The following is a 15,642-nucleotide window of genomic DNA, read 5'->3' as shown; positions in this document are numbered from 1 at the left end:
GTCGCTCTTTGTGGAGGTGACGATTACCTAACAATCGGTCGATTCGTTTGATGTTATGTTTTGTTCTCGCTTTGGTTGGCAGGTTACGGCCAAGTTCGGTAAGAGTGAGAGTTTTACAGTCAAGTAAGGCGTGGCAAGCCAACGTTAAGCTGTTGAGTCGTTTTAAGTGTAATTCGGGGCAGAATTGGTAAAGAGAGTCGTGTAAAATATCGAGTTCGCACATTTTGTTGTCTGATTATTGATTTTTGGCGAAACCATTTGATCATATGACAAGATGTGTATCTACCTTAACTTAATGATTTTGATAAAAATCATTAGGGGATTCATCAGTACCAAGCATTAATTATAGCTGTTTAGTTTTCATGAGACTTTTTAGCCAAAAAATTATGATATGTAATAGTTTAGAAGATATTGGCGATCTTCTTCATAGTTTTGTATTTAAATATATAGAATTTGGAAACAGATATTTTCATAGAATAAAGCACTATTGGCTTTTTATCTATTATGATTACTTTGATATGTATGATGGTCTTAATTGTTATTGTGCCGAAAAACAACTTAGTGAAGCAAAACGATATACAAGAATAAAAGCCTTAGCAAAAAGATTTTATTCTTTTTTAAATAATAAAGAAATGGTGGAATATTTAGCTAAACATATATAGTTAGATCTAAATTAATCCATTATTTATCTTGTGGTGAACACTTTAAGTGTACACTTGTGAATAGTAAATCATTAAGTGTTCACCGCTCAAACCCTTTTATAATAAGGCTTCAAGCAAGTAGTGAACACCGTGAACACTTTTTTATAAAATTTTATTTTTATGGGGGGAGGTATAAAAATCTAAAACATAATTAACGGATACCGCTCACCTAGATAAATTTTTACACCGTCAAAATTCTAAAACCAATTTTTAACCTTTCAATTTGGCAAGATTAAAATACCTAATATTGGGGATCAGTTTTTATTTTGGGGGTACAAATGGGGGTACGGCAAACAGAAGAAACAAACACAATGCTTTATGAAAAATGATTTAAACAGTGCTTTTCAAGTCCCGCCCACGCACCAATTCAATATTCATTAACATTCTTTTAAATCCTTTAAAACACATCAAAACCAACAAATATAAGGCTTAAAGCCTATTTTGTTATTCATTAAGCATCAGTAAAATACATTTACAGCCAGAATTTTTAGGTAAATACTTAGGTAAACGAATACAATATACCTAAAAAAAACCGTATACCTAAAATCATTATGGCAAGAAAAGCTTTACCATTAACTGATACACAAATAAAAGCAGCTAAGCCAAGAGATAAAGATTATTCTTTATTTGATGGTGGCGGTATATATCTATTAATCAAAGTGAATAACGCTAAGATTTGTTGTTTTAAATATACGTGCCCTTAAACCCCAAAAGGGAGATTAATAAGTTTTGGCAGTTATCCCGAGGCTACATTACAGCAAGTAAGAAGGTTTAGAGATGAAGCGATAGAACTTATTAAACAAGGTATAGATCCTCAAGAATATAAACAAGAACAACTAAAATAAGAAGCTAACAAAATACTTTTTACACTCTTGCTCAAAAATGGTTTAGATTGAAAACCGAACAAGGATTAACTACCTTTAAGATAATGAAACTATTAATCATAAAAGTGAGTTTGTGTTCCTTATTGCTAGATCTCCCTATAACCAACCAATAACTAGCCAAACCGCTAATATGGCAATAAAGCGTATGGACTAAGAGCTTTGGCAAGCACCGCTTTAAATGAATAAGGCTTTAATTATGATATTATCGTAAGCGCATTATCATCACAAGTTGATAAAAATGCAGTAAGAAGAGCTTACAACAAGGCAGAGTATGAACAACAAAAACAAATCATGTTAGATTGCTGGGGCGATTTGGTCGAGCAAGCCAGTAGAGGGAATGTTTCCTTGTCAAACAATCGTAATGTGAAGATAGTTAATAGTAGTTAGTGCACTCAATTTTAAACACAACCACTTAACCACCTAATTTGATTGAATTTTTATATCCATACTGCCATAATTATAAAGTTTTATCACACGGTGTTCACAAATACTATTAGCATTTACTATTAAAAAATCTTTTAATATTGATTAGAATTGACTATGTTTCATGTAGGCACCTTCATGAAGAGACTTCTTATAAATATCTATCAAATTGTTAGCTAATTTAATCGCTTCTATATGGGATCTCCCAAGGAATAAATATATGAATAATGGAATAGTAAATAAGCGGATTGAAGCTGCAAAAATATTAGCTATGAATTCAATTGAAAATGTTATTTGTCCTGAATGTCATCAAATTTTTTTAAAAGTACAAGATGTAGCAATAAATTTGATAATTGAAAGGCATTTAAGTTGCGATATATGCGGTGCTTATAACGCTCTGAGAATCAATTTAAGTAAAAAGTAATAAGATAGTTTCAATCAAAGATAAACTGTCGATGATTGATTATAGTGATTTTTATTTATATTATTTAAATGAAAAATGATTAATGTTGATTATATAGCATATATATATAAAAAGAATGGAGAGGTAACATAATGTCACTTGATATAGTTGATGCTATTACTGGCTGTTTTGATCTTATGGAGATTGTATTTTCTAAAGTGCGTAAGCTAGTATATATTTTGATAATCCCTTTTCTTAGTTTTGTTTTTTTTTATTTATTTAAAACAATAAAAACCCCATATGGTTTGGAAGATTATCTTTTTTTAATATTTATATCTTTTATAGCAGCTAATGTTTTTTTGTTACTTTTTGTTTTGATAATCACCTTTTTAATTTGGTTAGTTAAAAAAATTTACTCCATAATTAAATCCATCTGCTAACGGTAATTTTTTATTGTAAAATAGTAACAGGTAAGGGGGGGAAGTAAATCACTATCAATTTTTATTTTAGGACAGTCCATCTAATCAAAATTTTATACCCGTGAAAAATCAAATTTAATTTAAAATAATTGGCTGATAAAAATATCCAGTTTATGGAGTTACTTTTCATAATGAGAGTACTTTTTAGGGTATATTTTTAACTTTTAAAAAAATACAGTAATAGTAATGCTCCTGACTAAATAAATCAGATCTCGCCCACGCACCAATCTAATCATCAGTAAACATTCTTCTAAATCGTTTAAAAATATCAAAACCAAAAAACACAAAGCTTATAGCCTATTTTGTTATTCATTAAGCATCAGTTGGCTACATTTGCAAAGAGCATTTTTAGATTTATTCTTAGGTGTACTAATACAATATACCTAAAAACCTTATATCTAAAATTATCATGCTAAAAAAACTTTATCATTAACTGACAGACCTATAAAAGCAGCCAAGTCAAGAGATAAGGATTATTCTTTATTGAGTGGTGGCACTATGTATCTTTCAATAAAACAAATACCTAAGATTTGACACCATTGGACGGTAACTTCCAGCATTTAAAGTTATATTGTTACTATAAAAGATTACAAAAAAGCATTAAAAATCGCTTTCATAGAATTGTATTTAACATCATGATTAATTTGATAAATTTAAAGTTTCTTGAATCAATAGTAAAGGCTACTTAATTTACAACCATTTGATTTTATTGGTTAAAAACAGCAAAAGCTAACTTTGAAACAATACTTTACATTGGTTTACATAAAAAATCAGATTGCTATGGATATAGTATATAAATTTGGATATATTGTTTAGTGTATATTGTATAGAATCTGTTCCATATTCACAATTGATATAGAAACGACACTATCAGGATATAAGATGATTGTCATCTTATCATAACAACAGCGAAAACTGCAGAAAAAAACCAGTGTATTATTATTTTTGTAAAAGAAAAGATGGTAAAGAATATAGAAAAAATACTGATAGTAACTTAATTGAGGTTGAAAAAAAGTTATGATAATTTTTATCTGTGTTTGCTATTACTGTTTAGCTATAATTGGATGCTTTTTCCGTTATTATTTTTCTAAATTTACCCGTGAAGATTTTATTTATAATAAATCTTTAAAGGGTAAAAGAATATGTTGCATTATATATTATTACTTTGTATTAGCTTACACTGCTTTTATATATATTTTAATAAAGGAGGGAATGATAAAAAGTATTGTTATTCTAATTTCTACAACTTTAATTCTAGTTTTGTATGTAATTTTTGTTACATTTTTAGAAGATGTTTTAGATGATTTAAATAGCAGAAAAAAGAAAAGAAAATAAAATTTGTCATAATAATGTCTTATTATAGAGGAAAATTATAAATAATGATTATTCAATGGATTGGTTTTATTTTTTTATTTATATTTAATTTTTTTGTGTGGATTTATTTTTACTTTTTTGCACCAACAAATTATCACAATAAGATATCATTAACTCTTGTACGTATAGGTGCTGCCATTTATTACCTTTTGGCGCTTGGTTATAATTTTTATATGCTTTGGCTCAACGCGGTACATTTAAAGCCTCATCAAGATAAAATTTTAGTTATTTTCATCTGTTTCGTGTTATCAGTCAATATACCTTTAATTTGTTACTTTCTTGTTTCCCTGATCCCTCTGCCCAAAAGATAGAAATATTGATATTAACTTAATTGAGGTTGAAAAAAGTAATGATAATTTTTATCTGTGTTTGCTATTACTGTTTAGCTATAATTGGATGCTTTTTCCGTTATTATTTTTCTAAATTTACCCGTGAAGATTTTATTTATAATAAATCTTTAAATCGTAAAAGAGTATATTGTATTGCATATAATTATTTTGTTTTAGCTGTCAATCTATTTATATACATGTTAGTGGATGACGGAGTTATAGAGAGTGCGTTTATTGCATGGTCTACAATTTTCATAGGAGCTTTGTATATATTTATAGAAGATCCTTTAAGTAGCAGAAAAAAGAAGAGAAAATAAACTTTATCATAATAATGTCTTGTTATAGAGGAAAATTAAAAACAATGATTATTCAATGGATTCTTTTTATTTTTTTAATTATATTTAACTTTTTTGTGTGGATTTATTTTTACTTTTTTGCTCCTATAAATTATCACAATAAGATATCGTTAACTCTTGTACGTATAGGTGCTGCCCTTTATTACTTTTTTACATTTGGTTATCAGTTTTATATGGCGCGGCTGCGTGCGATACATTTTGATCCACATCAAAATAAAATCTTATCTACGTTCATTAATTGGGTATTTGTAGTTAATTCTATTTTAATTATTTTCTTTCTTGTTTGCCTGATCCCGCCTCCTAAAAGATAGAAAATCAGATTTAATGGATTATTGAGCTATATACTTTATCAATTTTAGATACTCTTGTTTCAATGTATGGGAAAGTCAAATTTATTCCTAAACTAAATGGATTTGATAACTCAGTATTTAAACTGTTTTATTATAGATTAATAACTAAAAATTTAATAATTTTAACAAGTAAAAAATAATTATCTAATTAGTATATATCAAACAAATCCATAATTAACAATAATTTGTAACATGTTTAAATATATGGTACCGTATGTAATTAATTGTTGTAAAAGAAGTATAATTATTATTTTTATGCGTTCAATACGTAGCCATTTTAATTGTATATAGAAATTGTTTTGATTGAATCAGTGATATAAATTAGTAAAAAGTAACAATAATTTAACCTCACTTAAACGCTACATTGCAATTATAAAAAATGCTACCTATTTGATTATTAGATCATTTAATTATGAATAGGACTATATATTTATGTTAACTACTTTATTTTTAATTTTTATAGCAATTTTAGTGTGGTTATTTTTTGCATATAATAAACTTAGACGTTTAGCTGAAAATGTTAAACAAAAACAATCGAATATATATGCTACCGTCAAAAAAAGACATGATATCGCTCAACGACTTTCAGATATAGCTTCTAGCTATGGTGATCATGAAAAGTTGACTCATTTAACTATTACTGAAAGCGATAGTATCGATAAAGCCAATATCGCTGTCTCAGAGGCATCACATTTAATAGGCAATGTGCAGATGCTTGCTAATAGATTTCCTGATTTAAAAGCTAACACAACATATCAACAATTAATGGTTCAATTAGATGAGATTGAAACGACAATTCTTGAAAGACGTGAAGCATATAATGCTGCTGTACAACTCTATAATTCTACTCGTGGTAGTATTCCTCATCTATTTTACGCCTCTAAATTAGGTTTTGTTGAAGCCACCTATTTTGAGATGGATGAAAATGGTATGGATCAATTAGTATTTTTTAAAACTGATGATGGAAAAATTTTAAGAGATACCATGGGTAGAATGGCATCAGCGGCTAGCGAAAATGTAAAAAGAATAAAAAACAAAATCAATGATAATACAGAAAAAGATTCACCAGATAATCAGCAGTAATTAATTTAACAACGATGGGCATCTTTCTTATAAAAAAAGATGCTCTTTTTTTGATGGTTAATTGACAGAAATTTTATCCCTCCTCCCCACCCTTTCCTCCAAGTTTCATCTATTTTATTCATAAATATTTTATCTATTAGTTAATCTTCTAATTAATTTTAAATGACAATTATCTTGATTTATTGTTTTTGTAAAGATAATTGAGAAGTTTATACCATCTTACCCACAAATTGATATCTAGAATGGTTTAACCATTTTATTTTCTAGAGCTCCTCTAATAGAGAAGATATTTTCAGTTGATTATCTTGCTGATTAGTTTTGTTATTTATGTAGTATCTCTTTTATCCGCTGATAAACCTCTTTACTTGTTTTGGCGGTTTTTATCTTATCAATGTTACTGAAAGCTTCGCCTAATTTAATGAGCTCTTTAAAAAGTTCCAGATACTCAATATCAGATTTTTGCGAAAAAAAGAACAATAAATTCACTTGCTCACCTTCGTCAAAAAAAATGCCATCCTTAGCTACTAATAAGCTAATACCATCTCGATACACTTCAGATGTTTTGCCGGCGTGGGCTAAAGCTACACCGTGACTGATTATGATATAAGCGCCATATTCTTTTACATTATCAATGGCTTCAGTAAGATAATTCTGATCAAAATATCCATCTTTAATTAATTCTTCGGCGGCTTTTTTCATCGCTAGCTTCCAATGGAGTTTTTGATCAGAAGTATAGATATATTTTAGTTTTAACATATCAAGCAATACTGGAGAAGGCGAACTATTAGAATTAATATTTGATTTTTCAAGTAATAATTCTATATTTTCATTAAGATAGGCAATTTTGTGACTGTTTGCCGATTTATAGACGGAATAAAGTTTTGCCAATATTGGATATGCATTCCAAGGCTCTATTTCATTCTGTTTCTTTTTAATATTTAATCGTTGGATTTTATTGATATCGTCAATGGTTATCCAAGGACTAACCACAACTACAGGTAAATTACACTGAGGAATTTTGACAGTTGAAATAATAAAATCCACATTATTAAATTGTCCTTTGGCTCTTTCAATTTGTTTAGTCGTCATTGTATCAACCACATTAAAATTGAAATAGTTCTTAATTTGGACTTCAAGATATTTACTGGTCGCCATACTACCTGGACATGAAATAATTACATTGAAAGGATCCATATTTTGTCGGTTTCGCAAAATAGCCGCACAAATATGAATAATAATGCTATTTTTCATATTGGTATTGAGTGAATATTGTAAATATTTTTCTAATATCAGATATTTATTCTCAGCGATATTTTTTAATCTAAATATTTCTGCTACGCCATAATCTTCATTGATGTCAAAATCAATATCGGTATCATTCCAATTATGCATACTTTTTATATGCGATATTAATGACTTAATTAATAAATCATCCGATTTTAAATCGATATCAATTTCGCTGCTGATTGCTAATAAAAAATGGCAAATAACGCCATAGAGTTCAAAATCATTAATACTTTGGATCTGTGGGGACAGTTGGCTGGCCAGAATAATTCGTTCAATATTAATAATCTTGTCATCGGTAATATCTTTATAATCAAGTTTATTCATTACATATTGAACAATTAATCCTACCGTATCTAGTTGCAACTCTTTTTGCTGTTTGTTGGTTTTAACGGCATAAGGCACCTGAATCATCCTATTTATCAAAACAAATATACAAATTGCAACATAATGAAAGCTTTCTTTGGCAAAAATCATATTATTATCTTTTGCATAGGACTCCATATAAAATGCGACATCAGCAAGCGAATACTTAAATCCGGTTAAGTTAATAATCAATTGTGGAAAAAACGTTTTTTCAAAAGTAAGAGATGGAATTAAATTATTAAAAATATCGATTAAAAGAAGTGTGATGTTTTCTTGGTTATCAACAACAATTTTTATTCCTTTTTTACTTTTTGATTCGAATATAATGTGATGTCTTTTTAAATATTCATCTACATTTTTACAATCATCTACAATAGTGTTGCGTGTCACACACATATCATCAGCTAACTGCTGCATAGCAAAATAATCTTGTTGGTAAAGTAATTTAACGATGATATAAATTTTCCGTTCATCTAAGGACATACGGTAATAGTAGGTATTGAGTTGCTTAAAAATATCTTGCATAGAATGGATGCTTGAATGACCAATAAATTTCAATGTCTGACCATCAAACTCTATAGTAGATTTTAATTTAATAATTTTGATGTAATCTAATATTTCTTGAATATCATTCCTTAACGTTTTTTCCGATTTATGCCAACCTTCCATCAATTTGTGAATAGTTAATTCTTGATGAGGATGCTCAATAAGTTTCTGTAGTATTTCCATACTGCGTTTTTTCATATCATCACCAGCCTAAGAAAAAAACGATCCTTGATTTAAAACGTTGATGGCCAATATTTCATTGGCCTAATTATTTATGATTACTCAAGGCTTGCATGTTTATTAGCCATATGCTCATTGGCATTTGATTGCTTGTCGCTGATGATTAAAATAATCGTATCAAACATAATTAATAGCATTTGTTCAAATAAACTACCCAATGGTTGCACACTTACTTGAGAAGTCGTGAATTTTGTTCCTGACTCTACCACCAGATCAGGAGATTGTAATTTGCCGAGTGTTGAACTAGGTGTGGATGTAATAGAAGCAACAGCGACCCCTTGCTTTAATGCCGATTCAACCGTCAGATTGACTGTGCCAGTTTCACCTGAAGCGGAAGCGACGATCAATAAATCACCTTTTTGAACGGCAGGTGTTGTTGTTTCGCCAACCACGTAAGCAATAAAACCCAGTTGCATTAATCTCATAGCAAAAGCTTTCAGCATTAATCCGGATCTTCCCATACCATAAACAAAAATACGTTTATGACTTTCAACTTTTTTAACAAAATTGTCGATGTCTTGTTGATTTAAACAATTAATAGAACGATTAAGTTCATTAACAATGATTTGTGCTTGCATATCTTCATCCCACCTTTAACTAAGCAATTGTCCTGCCACCATCTAATAATATGGTTTGCCCTTGGATATAGGAGTTATCTTTATTCGCTAGAAATAACGTTAAATTAGCCACATCCTCGATGGTACCTAAGCGACGTACAGGAATTTTCTCTAATACTGCATCTAAGCTAGCTTGAGTGGGATAATTAACACGCATCATTTTTCCAGAATCGATAAGTCGCGGAGCAATAATATTTACATTTACCCCTTTGGGACCAAGCTCTTTTGCCAGCCCACGCATTAAACCTTCCCCGCCGGCTTTAGAGGCTGGATAAGATACCCCTCCTCCAGTGCCACTAAGTGCAGAACCTGAACTTATATAAACTATTGACCCTTTATTGGTTAGAAAGTCTTCATAGAAAGCTTTGACAGTATAAAACAAGCCACTTAAATTAATATTTATGGTTTTTAACCACTCCTCAACAGAAATATTGTCGACTTTATTTGCATAAGCAACGCCGGCATTTAAGACTAAAATATCAATTCGGCCAAAAGCTTTAAAAGTTTCTTCCCTTACTTTTAGCATTGCATCACTATTTGATACATCCGCTTGGACAAAAATAGATTTAACATATTTTTGCGATAGCTGTTCAGCTGTTGCTTTTCCTTGGGTAGAATCAAAATCAACAATGACAGTATGTGCGCCTGCTGAGGCAAATTTTTCCGCAATACCTTTGCCTATTCCATTAGCTGCACCTGTGACTAACACCACTTTATTTTTAAAGTTTTCCATTTGTAATGCCCTCAAAATTTATTTCGCCAACGCTTGTCGTAAACTGGCAATATTTTCACTAATATTTCCGTTAAATAGATAACCACCAGAAACATATACATTGGCACCGGCCTCATGACAAAGTTTGATGGTTTTATTATCAATGCTACCGTCAACTTCCAGATCTATAGCTCTATTACCTATTAGATTGTGAACTCGTTTGATTTTTTCTAACACCGAGGTCAAGAAATGTTGTCCACCTTCTCCTGGGTTGACTGTCATTAGTAAAATCATATCGATATCATCTAAAAGATATTTAATCGAATCTTCGCAAGTACCGGGATTTAAAACTATACCTGCCTTAATTCCGGCTTTTCTAATTTTCTGTAAACAACTTAAGTGTCTTGTTGTGGCTTCTTGATGAAAGGTTATAATATCGGCACCTGCCGCGATTATGGCATCAAGATGAACTTCAGGATTTTGTACCATCAAATGAACATCCAAAGGCAGTTTAGTCATTTTTTTTAAGGCGCGAATATGATCAGCGCCAAAAGCTATTCGTTCAACAAAATGCCCATCCATTACATCAACATGTAACAATTCAATATGGCTATTTTCCAGTTCAGCTAGTTGTATTTTCAGAGATCCAAGATCTGCTGCAAAAACTGATGGCGAGATTTTGTATTCTCTCCTCATTTATCATTCCCTCCTGCATCAAAATATAATTCAAGTAATGTTGGCACATTTTTAATCTCCTCTTTTTCAAGCCGTAATATAAATTCGGCTTTGGAGAAACATTCCATCATTGCACTAAGCATCGCTAAATGGTCATCACCATTTTTAATAGCTAAATTAAAAATATGGCGTGTTACTATTGACTGGGTATCATCATCTAATCGATGGAATTTCACCGGTTGATCCAACCTTAAATAACAGACACCACTGGTATTAATTAGATCAGATTGACAATGCGGTATCGCGACAGGGATCTTGGTATCAAGACCTGTTGGATATTCATTCTCACGATTGATGCAATCGATATAGAAATCCTTTTCAACAAAACCTGCTTGATAAAGCGCGTCTCCACAGAGTTTAATCGCTTCGTCTCGTGATGTTGTGTTCCCTTCAATAGCAATATATTTTTTTAATTTTGGCATCGTTTAAATACTCTTTAATTGTTTATCCAATATATTTGCGGTTTAGGCAAAAAGTTCCATAAATCTGTGAATTAATGAAACTAAAATACTACCCGGATTCCATCCAAAATGACCGCCATCAGTAACCATAGCATTGGGATTATGAGTAAACAGATCTAAACCGGCATACTTCATCATTTGGGTTGCTTCCGGCGCAAATAAATTGGCGAAATAGCAAACAAAGAACATGCAAATAATTGAACAGACCGTACTTCTAAAAACATTGCCTTTACTGGCAAGTACGATCATTGGCGTTAGGTAACAAACCTGAGCTAATAAACCTAGAGGGAAAAACGTCATATTGGGAATAATAAAAGCAAAAGCGATAACAAAAGGAATTGTCATTGCGGTAACTGTAATGCAAGCAGGATCACCTAAACCTAATGCGATATCCATTCCAATATAAAACTTACTATCTTTATCAATATGTTTTTTTATGAAAGCTGTGGCTGCATTACCAATTGGCGTCACGCCCTCCATCATAATTCCTACCATACGAGGAATTAAGATCATTACGGCGGCAAATCCCATACAAATAATTAAAATTGTCGAAATATTTTGACCCGTCAAGATACCTAAAAATGCACCGACGAAAATACCAATAAAAGTCGGATCGCCGAAGATACCTAATTTGCTTTCAATTTTACTCATATTGATTTCAAGTTTGTTAAGACCTGGAATGCAATCAATGACTTTATTAATAAATAGACCAAGAGGATAAATAAATGAAACAAATGCTAGTGTGGTACAGGTAGTCCCTTCCAGTCCAAAATATTCTTCCCATTTAGGCGCAACCCATTGGGCACAAAATAAGGTGATAATAGAGAGTGATATCGTGACAATTACACCAATTAGAATACTATCGAATAAGGCTATAGCTAATGCCCCAGGAATCATAAAGTGAATAAAATTCCAAACATCAATATTGATCACTTTAACTATTTTCAATTTAATCAATAAGATATTTATTAGAATAATAACAGGTATACAAAATACTACCACTGGGATTGACCAAGCCGCACCACCTATAGCGGCAAAGCCGACATCAATTGTGGTAAATCCAGATCCCATTGCTTCATAGTGAGCAATAATTGGACTAATGGTGGACATCAACAAATTAAGTGCTAACACTAAACCCTGAAAACCAATACCAACCATCAATCCTGATTTAATTGCTGGCCCTATTTTCATTCGAAAAAAAAGCCCTAATAACGCTATCACAATAGGGAGTAGTACTACTGCCCCCAATTCAGAAATGGTATGAAAAAAACTGACAAAGAAATCAACCATGATTTTATCTCCTTACTCGTTATTTAATAACTCAGTACAAATTTGAATCAATTTTTCTTTGGTTGTTTCGACATTAACCCCAGAAACTAGATTAAAAACATTTAAGTGATGAGTTTTCAGCGGTTTCTTATAATTTGCAGTAGTTAAAATCAAATCGACATCATTCTGTTTTGTTTCTAATTCACCTAAACTGCATTTGAAAAGTTTTGCTGCTATATTGGTTTCTTTTAAAATCTCCTTAATTGCGTTAACAGCAATGGTTGAAGTTGCAACGCCACTACCACAAGCAACCAAAATATTTAATTCTTTCGCCATACTTTGCCTCCAATTCCTAATTAAAATTTAAATCGGTAATGATTTAAAAAGTGCTCTAGTTCCGTTGTTAAAAACTATCCCATAGATGAAAAAATGGGTAAAGCCAACTTTATTTCCTCAAGTTGGAAAGAAATTGTGCTAATTATTGAAAGGAAAATAATGAGATGAATGTTGGATGTTTGAAGAAAAGCCGTTGATGGAACTATCTAACATATTGACTTTAAACAAATTTTTATTAGCAATAAGACGAATAAGGTTAATCAAAAACCCCATTGCTCAACTTTTTGTTAATTAAAACTGCTTACTGTTTTTTTAGTTGATGAGCTGTCTTATAATACTGTTTTTTAAACCGCAATAACGCTAATTGTTCGTTTAATAACGTAATAGTATCCATTAACGTCTTTTCTTGTTGATTGATGATAGCTAAACGTTCATCTAACGTTTCGTCACCTTGTAAGCAGAGCTTAACATAGTGTTGCACATCTTTAATTGACATATTGGCGTTACGTAAACATTCAATCAATTTTGCCCATTGTAAATCGGCATCAGAAAATAACCGTTTTTCATTTTGATCGCGTTGTAAAAATGGAAATAGATTAAGTGAGTCATAATACCTAAGCGTGTGGGCTGACAAGCCTAATAGTTTTGCAGCTTTAGTCACCGAGTATTTAGGTGTTTGGTTTAGTTCACCATTTTGGGCTATTGATAAAATACAATCATTAATATTTACCATATTTATCCTTATATAGTTATAAATCAATTAAATAGAGTGTTAATTATGATGTGTCTCTAAACTTGACTTAGAGTTACTCTAACCATTATAGTTCACGCCAATTGTTAAGAAAAGTATGGGAGAAATGAACGTGAACCCAAACAGTATAAGAAATTTTTGTATTATTGCCCATATCGATCACGGTAAATCAACACTGGCAGATAGATTAATTGAGATGACCAATACTGTCTCTGAACGTGATATGAAAGAGCAATTATTAGATAACATGGATCTTGAAAGAGAACGTGGAATTACTATTAAGTTGCAAACTGTACGTATGTATTATAAAGCATCCGATGGTATTGAATATGAATTAAACCTAATTGATACCCCAGGTCATACTGATTTTAATTATGAAGTCTCACGCAGTTTAGCCGCTTGTGAAGGTGCGTTATTGCTTGTCGATGCAACACAAGGCGTGCAAGCACAAACCATTGCTAATTTAAAATTGGCTCAGGAGCAAAATTTAACAATTATTCCGGTAATCAATAAAATCGATATGCCTAATGCCGATGCTCAAAGTGTAATGCAAGAACTTGAAGAACTTGACGGCATAAATTTAGATAAGGTGATTTTAGCCTCTGCTAAAAGTGGGGTTGGGGTTGATAATATTTTGGCATCAATCATTGAAAATATTCCTGCACCCAAAGGTGATCAAGAAAAACCGTTGCAGGCATTAATATTCGATTCTCACTATGATGTCTATCGAGGTGTTGTATTACATGTGCGCATTTTTAACGGCTCAATCCATACCGGCATGAAAATTAAAATGCTCAAAAGTGATCTTGAGTTCGAAGCATTGCAAGTTGGGGTATTTTTACCCGCGATGAAATCGGTTGATGCACTTATGGCAGGTGAAGTCGGATTTATTTCAACGAATATTAAAATTGTATCCAATGTAAAAGTTGGTGACACTTTAATCGATCCTAATCAACCGGATACCGAAGCCGTACCCGGCTATAAAGAAGTTAAACCAATGGTTTATGCTGGGTTGTTTCCTATAAAAAATGAAGACCAAGAAAAATTGAAAGATGCGGTGGAAAAATTATCGCTTAATGATTCGGCTTTCATTTATAAACAAGAAAATTCCATGGCATTAGGGGCTGGTTTTAGGTGTGGTTTTCTCGGTATTTTACATATGGAAATTATTCAAGAAAGGCTTGAACGAGAATATGGTATCGAAATTCTCTCTACCTTTCCGAGTGTTGAGTATCGGGTAACGTTAAAAAATGGTGAGATGCTTAGCGTTAATAATCCTATGTTACTGCCAAGTTTTGAAAAGATTGCCTACATTGAAGAGCCTTTTATTGATGCTGCCATTATCATTCCAATGGAAAATATTGGTGAAATAATGGAACTTTGTCAGGAAAAACGGGGCATTTATGTGGATATGGTTTATCTGAATAATAAAATGGCAGAGTTAACCTTTAAATTGCCTATTTCGGAAATTGCCTACAACTTTTATGATTCTCTCAAATCGATTACCCATGGTTATGCATCAATAGATTATCGTGATCGAAGCTATATTGTCTCTGATTTGGTAAAAATGGATATCTGGTTGAATGATGAGATTGTCGATGCGTTTTCTTTTATTTTGCCACGCGATAAAAGCTTTGAACGAGGCAAGCAAATTGTGCAGAAGATGAAACATGTCATTCCACGTAAACTCTACCCAATGCCGGTGCAATCGGTAGTTGAGAATAAAGTTATTGCACGCGAAGATATTCCACCATTACGCAAAAGTGTTACCGGGCGCGGCTATTCCGGCTCAGCATCGAAAAAGAAAAAGATAGCTAAAAATATTAAGGAAAATAAAATTAGACAACGTAAATTTGGCGGTGTTGATATTCCTCAAGAGGCCTTTCATGCCGTGTTGGATATTCATTAATGATGTAGGCTAGTTGAAATTAACCATTGCTTAC

Annotated in this window: 14 protein-coding genes and 1 pseudogene; 6 read left to right on the top strand and 9 right to left on the bottom strand. The window is 31.6% G+C overall.

What is annotated here, in order from left to right; genetic code table 11:
* Positions 1-223: pseudogene (locus DKK70_RS02840) on the bottom strand (IS4 family transposase); the annotation flags it as partial.
* Between the two features lie 139 nt (positions 224-362).
* On the opposite strand from DKK70_RS02840, the gene DKK70_RS02830 reads away from it, so the two are divergent.
* The 5 genes from DKK70_RS02830 (at position 363) to DKK70_RS02800 (ending at position 6,382) form a co-directional block, all read left to right on the top strand.
* Positions 363-662 carry a hypothetical protein gene (locus DKK70_RS02830; RefSeq protein WP_065577680.1) on the top strand — a complete coding sequence of 100 codons (300 nt, stop codon included), beginning with the start codon at positions 363-365 and terminating at the stop codon, positions 660-662.
* Between the two features lie 590 nt (positions 663-1,252).
* The gene (locus DKK70_RS17130) at positions 1,253-1,405 is read left to right on the top strand and encodes an integrase arm-type DNA-binding domain-containing protein (protein WP_181415895.1); all 153 of its coding nucleotides are present in this window, start codon (positions 1,253-1,255) and stop codon (positions 1,403-1,405) included.
* Between the two features lie 18 nt (positions 1,406-1,423).
* Positions 1,424-1,546 carry an integrase arm-type DNA-binding domain-containing protein gene (locus DKK70_RS17125; RefSeq protein ID WP_110432656.1) on the top strand — a complete coding sequence of 41 codons (123 nt, stop codon included), beginning with the start codon at positions 1,424-1,426 and terminating at the stop codon, positions 1,544-1,546.
* 682 nt (positions 1,547-2,228) lie between these two features.
* Complete coding sequence (locus DKK70_RS02820; RefSeq protein ID WP_110432650.1) at positions 2,229-2,432, top strand: hypothetical protein; 204 nt, start codon at positions 2,229-2,231, stop codon at positions 2,430-2,432.
* Between the two features lie 3,299 nt (positions 2,433-5,731).
* On the top strand, positions 5,732-6,382 hold the full coding sequence (locus DKK70_RS02800; protein ID WP_110432646.1) for a LemA family protein: 651 nt from the start codon (positions 5,732-5,734) through the stop codon (positions 6,380-6,382).
* 321 nt (positions 6,383-6,703) lie between these two features.
* On the opposite strand, the gene DKK70_RS02795 is transcribed toward DKK70_RS02800, so the two are convergent.
* The 8 genes from DKK70_RS02795 to DKK70_RS02760 all read right to left on the bottom strand — a co-directional run bounded on the left by DKK70_RS02795 (position 6,704) and on the right by DKK70_RS02760 (position 13,681).
* On the bottom strand, positions 6,704-8,776 hold the full coding sequence (locus DKK70_RS02795; RefSeq protein WP_110432645.1) for a BglG family transcription antiterminator: 2,073 nt from the start codon (positions 8,774-8,776) through the stop codon (positions 6,704-6,706).
* A gap of 80 nt (positions 8,777-8,856) precedes the next feature.
* Positions 8,857-9,396, bottom strand: coding sequence for a 6-phospho-3-hexuloisomerase (gene hxlB / locus DKK70_RS02790; protein ID WP_110432644.1), 540 nt, complete (start codon positions 9,394-9,396; stop codon positions 8,857-8,859).
* Positions 9,397-9,415: 19 nt separating this feature from the next.
* A complete protein-coding gene (locus tag DKK70_RS02785; RefSeq protein ID WP_110432643.1) occupies positions 9,416-10,168 on the bottom strand; it encodes an SDR family NAD(P)-dependent oxidoreductase in 753 nt (250 codons plus the stop codon).
* An 18-nt stretch (positions 10,169-10,186) separates the two neighbouring features.
* Entirely contained in the window at positions 10,187-10,843 is a 657-nt protein-coding gene (gene rpe, locus DKK70_RS02780) for a ribulose-phosphate 3-epimerase (protein WP_110432642.1), read from the bottom strand.
* The gene (locus DKK70_RS02775; protein ID WP_110432641.1) at positions 10,840-11,304 is read right to left on the bottom strand and encodes a PTS sugar transporter subunit IIA; all 465 of its coding nucleotides are present in this window, start codon (positions 11,302-11,304) and stop codon (positions 10,840-10,842) included. The genes rpe and DKK70_RS02775 overlap by 4 nt, the downstream gene beginning before the upstream one ends.
* A 42-nt stretch (positions 11,305-11,346) precedes the next feature.
* Positions 11,347-12,633, bottom strand: a complete 1,287-nt coding sequence (locus DKK70_RS02770; protein WP_110432640.1) for a PTS transporter subunit IIC — start codon at positions 12,631-12,633, stop codon at positions 11,347-11,349.
* Between the two features lie 12 nt (positions 12,634-12,645).
* Positions 12,646-12,948: a PTS sugar transporter subunit IIB gene (locus tag DKK70_RS02765; protein WP_110422661.1), complete on the bottom strand. Its 303-nt coding sequence runs from the start codon at positions 12,946-12,948 to the stop codon at positions 12,646-12,648.
* 301 nt (positions 12,949-13,249) lie between these two features.
* Entirely contained in the window at positions 13,250-13,681 is a 432-nt protein-coding gene (locus tag DKK70_RS02760) for a MerR family transcriptional regulator (protein WP_110432639.1), read from the bottom strand.
* 124 nt (positions 13,682-13,805) lie between these two features.
* Here DKK70_RS02760 and lepA point away from each other — a divergent pair, with 124 nt between their 5' ends.
* Positions 13,806-15,608, top strand: coding sequence for a translation elongation factor 4 (gene lepA / locus DKK70_RS02755; protein ID WP_110432655.1), 1,803 nt, complete (start codon positions 13,806-13,808; stop codon positions 15,606-15,608).
* Positions 15,609-15,642 lie beyond the last annotated feature (34 nt).

The sequence above is a fragment of the Gilliamella apicola genome (assembly GCF_003202655.1).
Taxonomy (GTDB): domain Bacteria; phylum Pseudomonadota; class Gammaproteobacteria; order Enterobacterales; family Orbaceae; genus Gilliamella; species Gilliamella apicola_R.
This window is presented reverse-complemented; position numbering and strand designations above follow the sequence as displayed.

Bases quoted from the DNA above. Each gene is read 5' to 3' on its own strand.
- DKK70_RS02830 (WP_065577680.1), top strand. From the start codon at position 363: ATGAGACTTTTTAGCCAAAAAATTATGATATGTAATAGTTTAGAAGAT.
- DKK70_RS17130 (WP_181415895.1), top strand. From the start codon at position 1,253: ATGGCAAGAAAAGCTTTACCATTAACTGATACACAAATAAAAGCAGCT.
- DKK70_RS02820 (WP_110432650.1), top strand. From the start codon at position 2,229: ATGAATAATGGAATAGTAAATAAGCGGATTGAAGCTGCAAAAATATTA.
- DKK70_RS02800 (WP_110432646.1), top strand. From the start codon at position 5,732: ATGTTAACTACTTTATTTTTAATTTTTATAGCAATTTTAGTGTGGTTA.
- DKK70_RS02795 (WP_110432645.1), bottom strand. From the start codon at position 8,776: ATGAAAAAACGCAGTATGGAAATACTACAGAAACTTATTGAGCATCCT.
- hxlB (WP_110432644.1), bottom strand. From the start codon at position 9,396: ATGCAAGCACAAATCATTGTTAATGAACTTAATCGTTCTATTAATTGT.
- DKK70_RS02785 (WP_110432643.1), bottom strand. From the start codon at position 10,168: ATGGAAAACTTTAAAAATAAAGTGGTGTTAGTCACAGGTGCAGCTAAT.
- rpe (WP_110432642.1), bottom strand. From the start codon at position 10,843: ATGAGGAGAGAATACAAAATCTCGCCATCAGTTTTTGCAGCAGATCTT.
- DKK70_RS02775 (WP_110432641.1), bottom strand. From the start codon at position 11,304: ATGCCAAAATTAAAAAAATATATTGCTATTGAAGGGAACACAACATCA.
- DKK70_RS02770 (WP_110432640.1), bottom strand. From the start codon at position 12,633: ATGGTTGATTTCTTTGTCAGTTTTTTTCATACCATTTCTGAATTGGGG.
- DKK70_RS02765 (WP_110422661.1), bottom strand. From the start codon at position 12,948: ATGGCGAAAGAATTAAATATTTTGGTTGCTTGTGGTAGTGGCGTTGCA.
- DKK70_RS02760 (WP_110432639.1), bottom strand. From the start codon at position 13,681: ATGGTAAATATTAATGATTGTATTTTATCAATAGCCCAAAATGGTGAA.
- lepA (WP_110432655.1), top strand. From the start codon at position 13,806: ATGAACGTGAACCCAAACAGTATAAGAAATTTTTGTATTATTGCCCAT.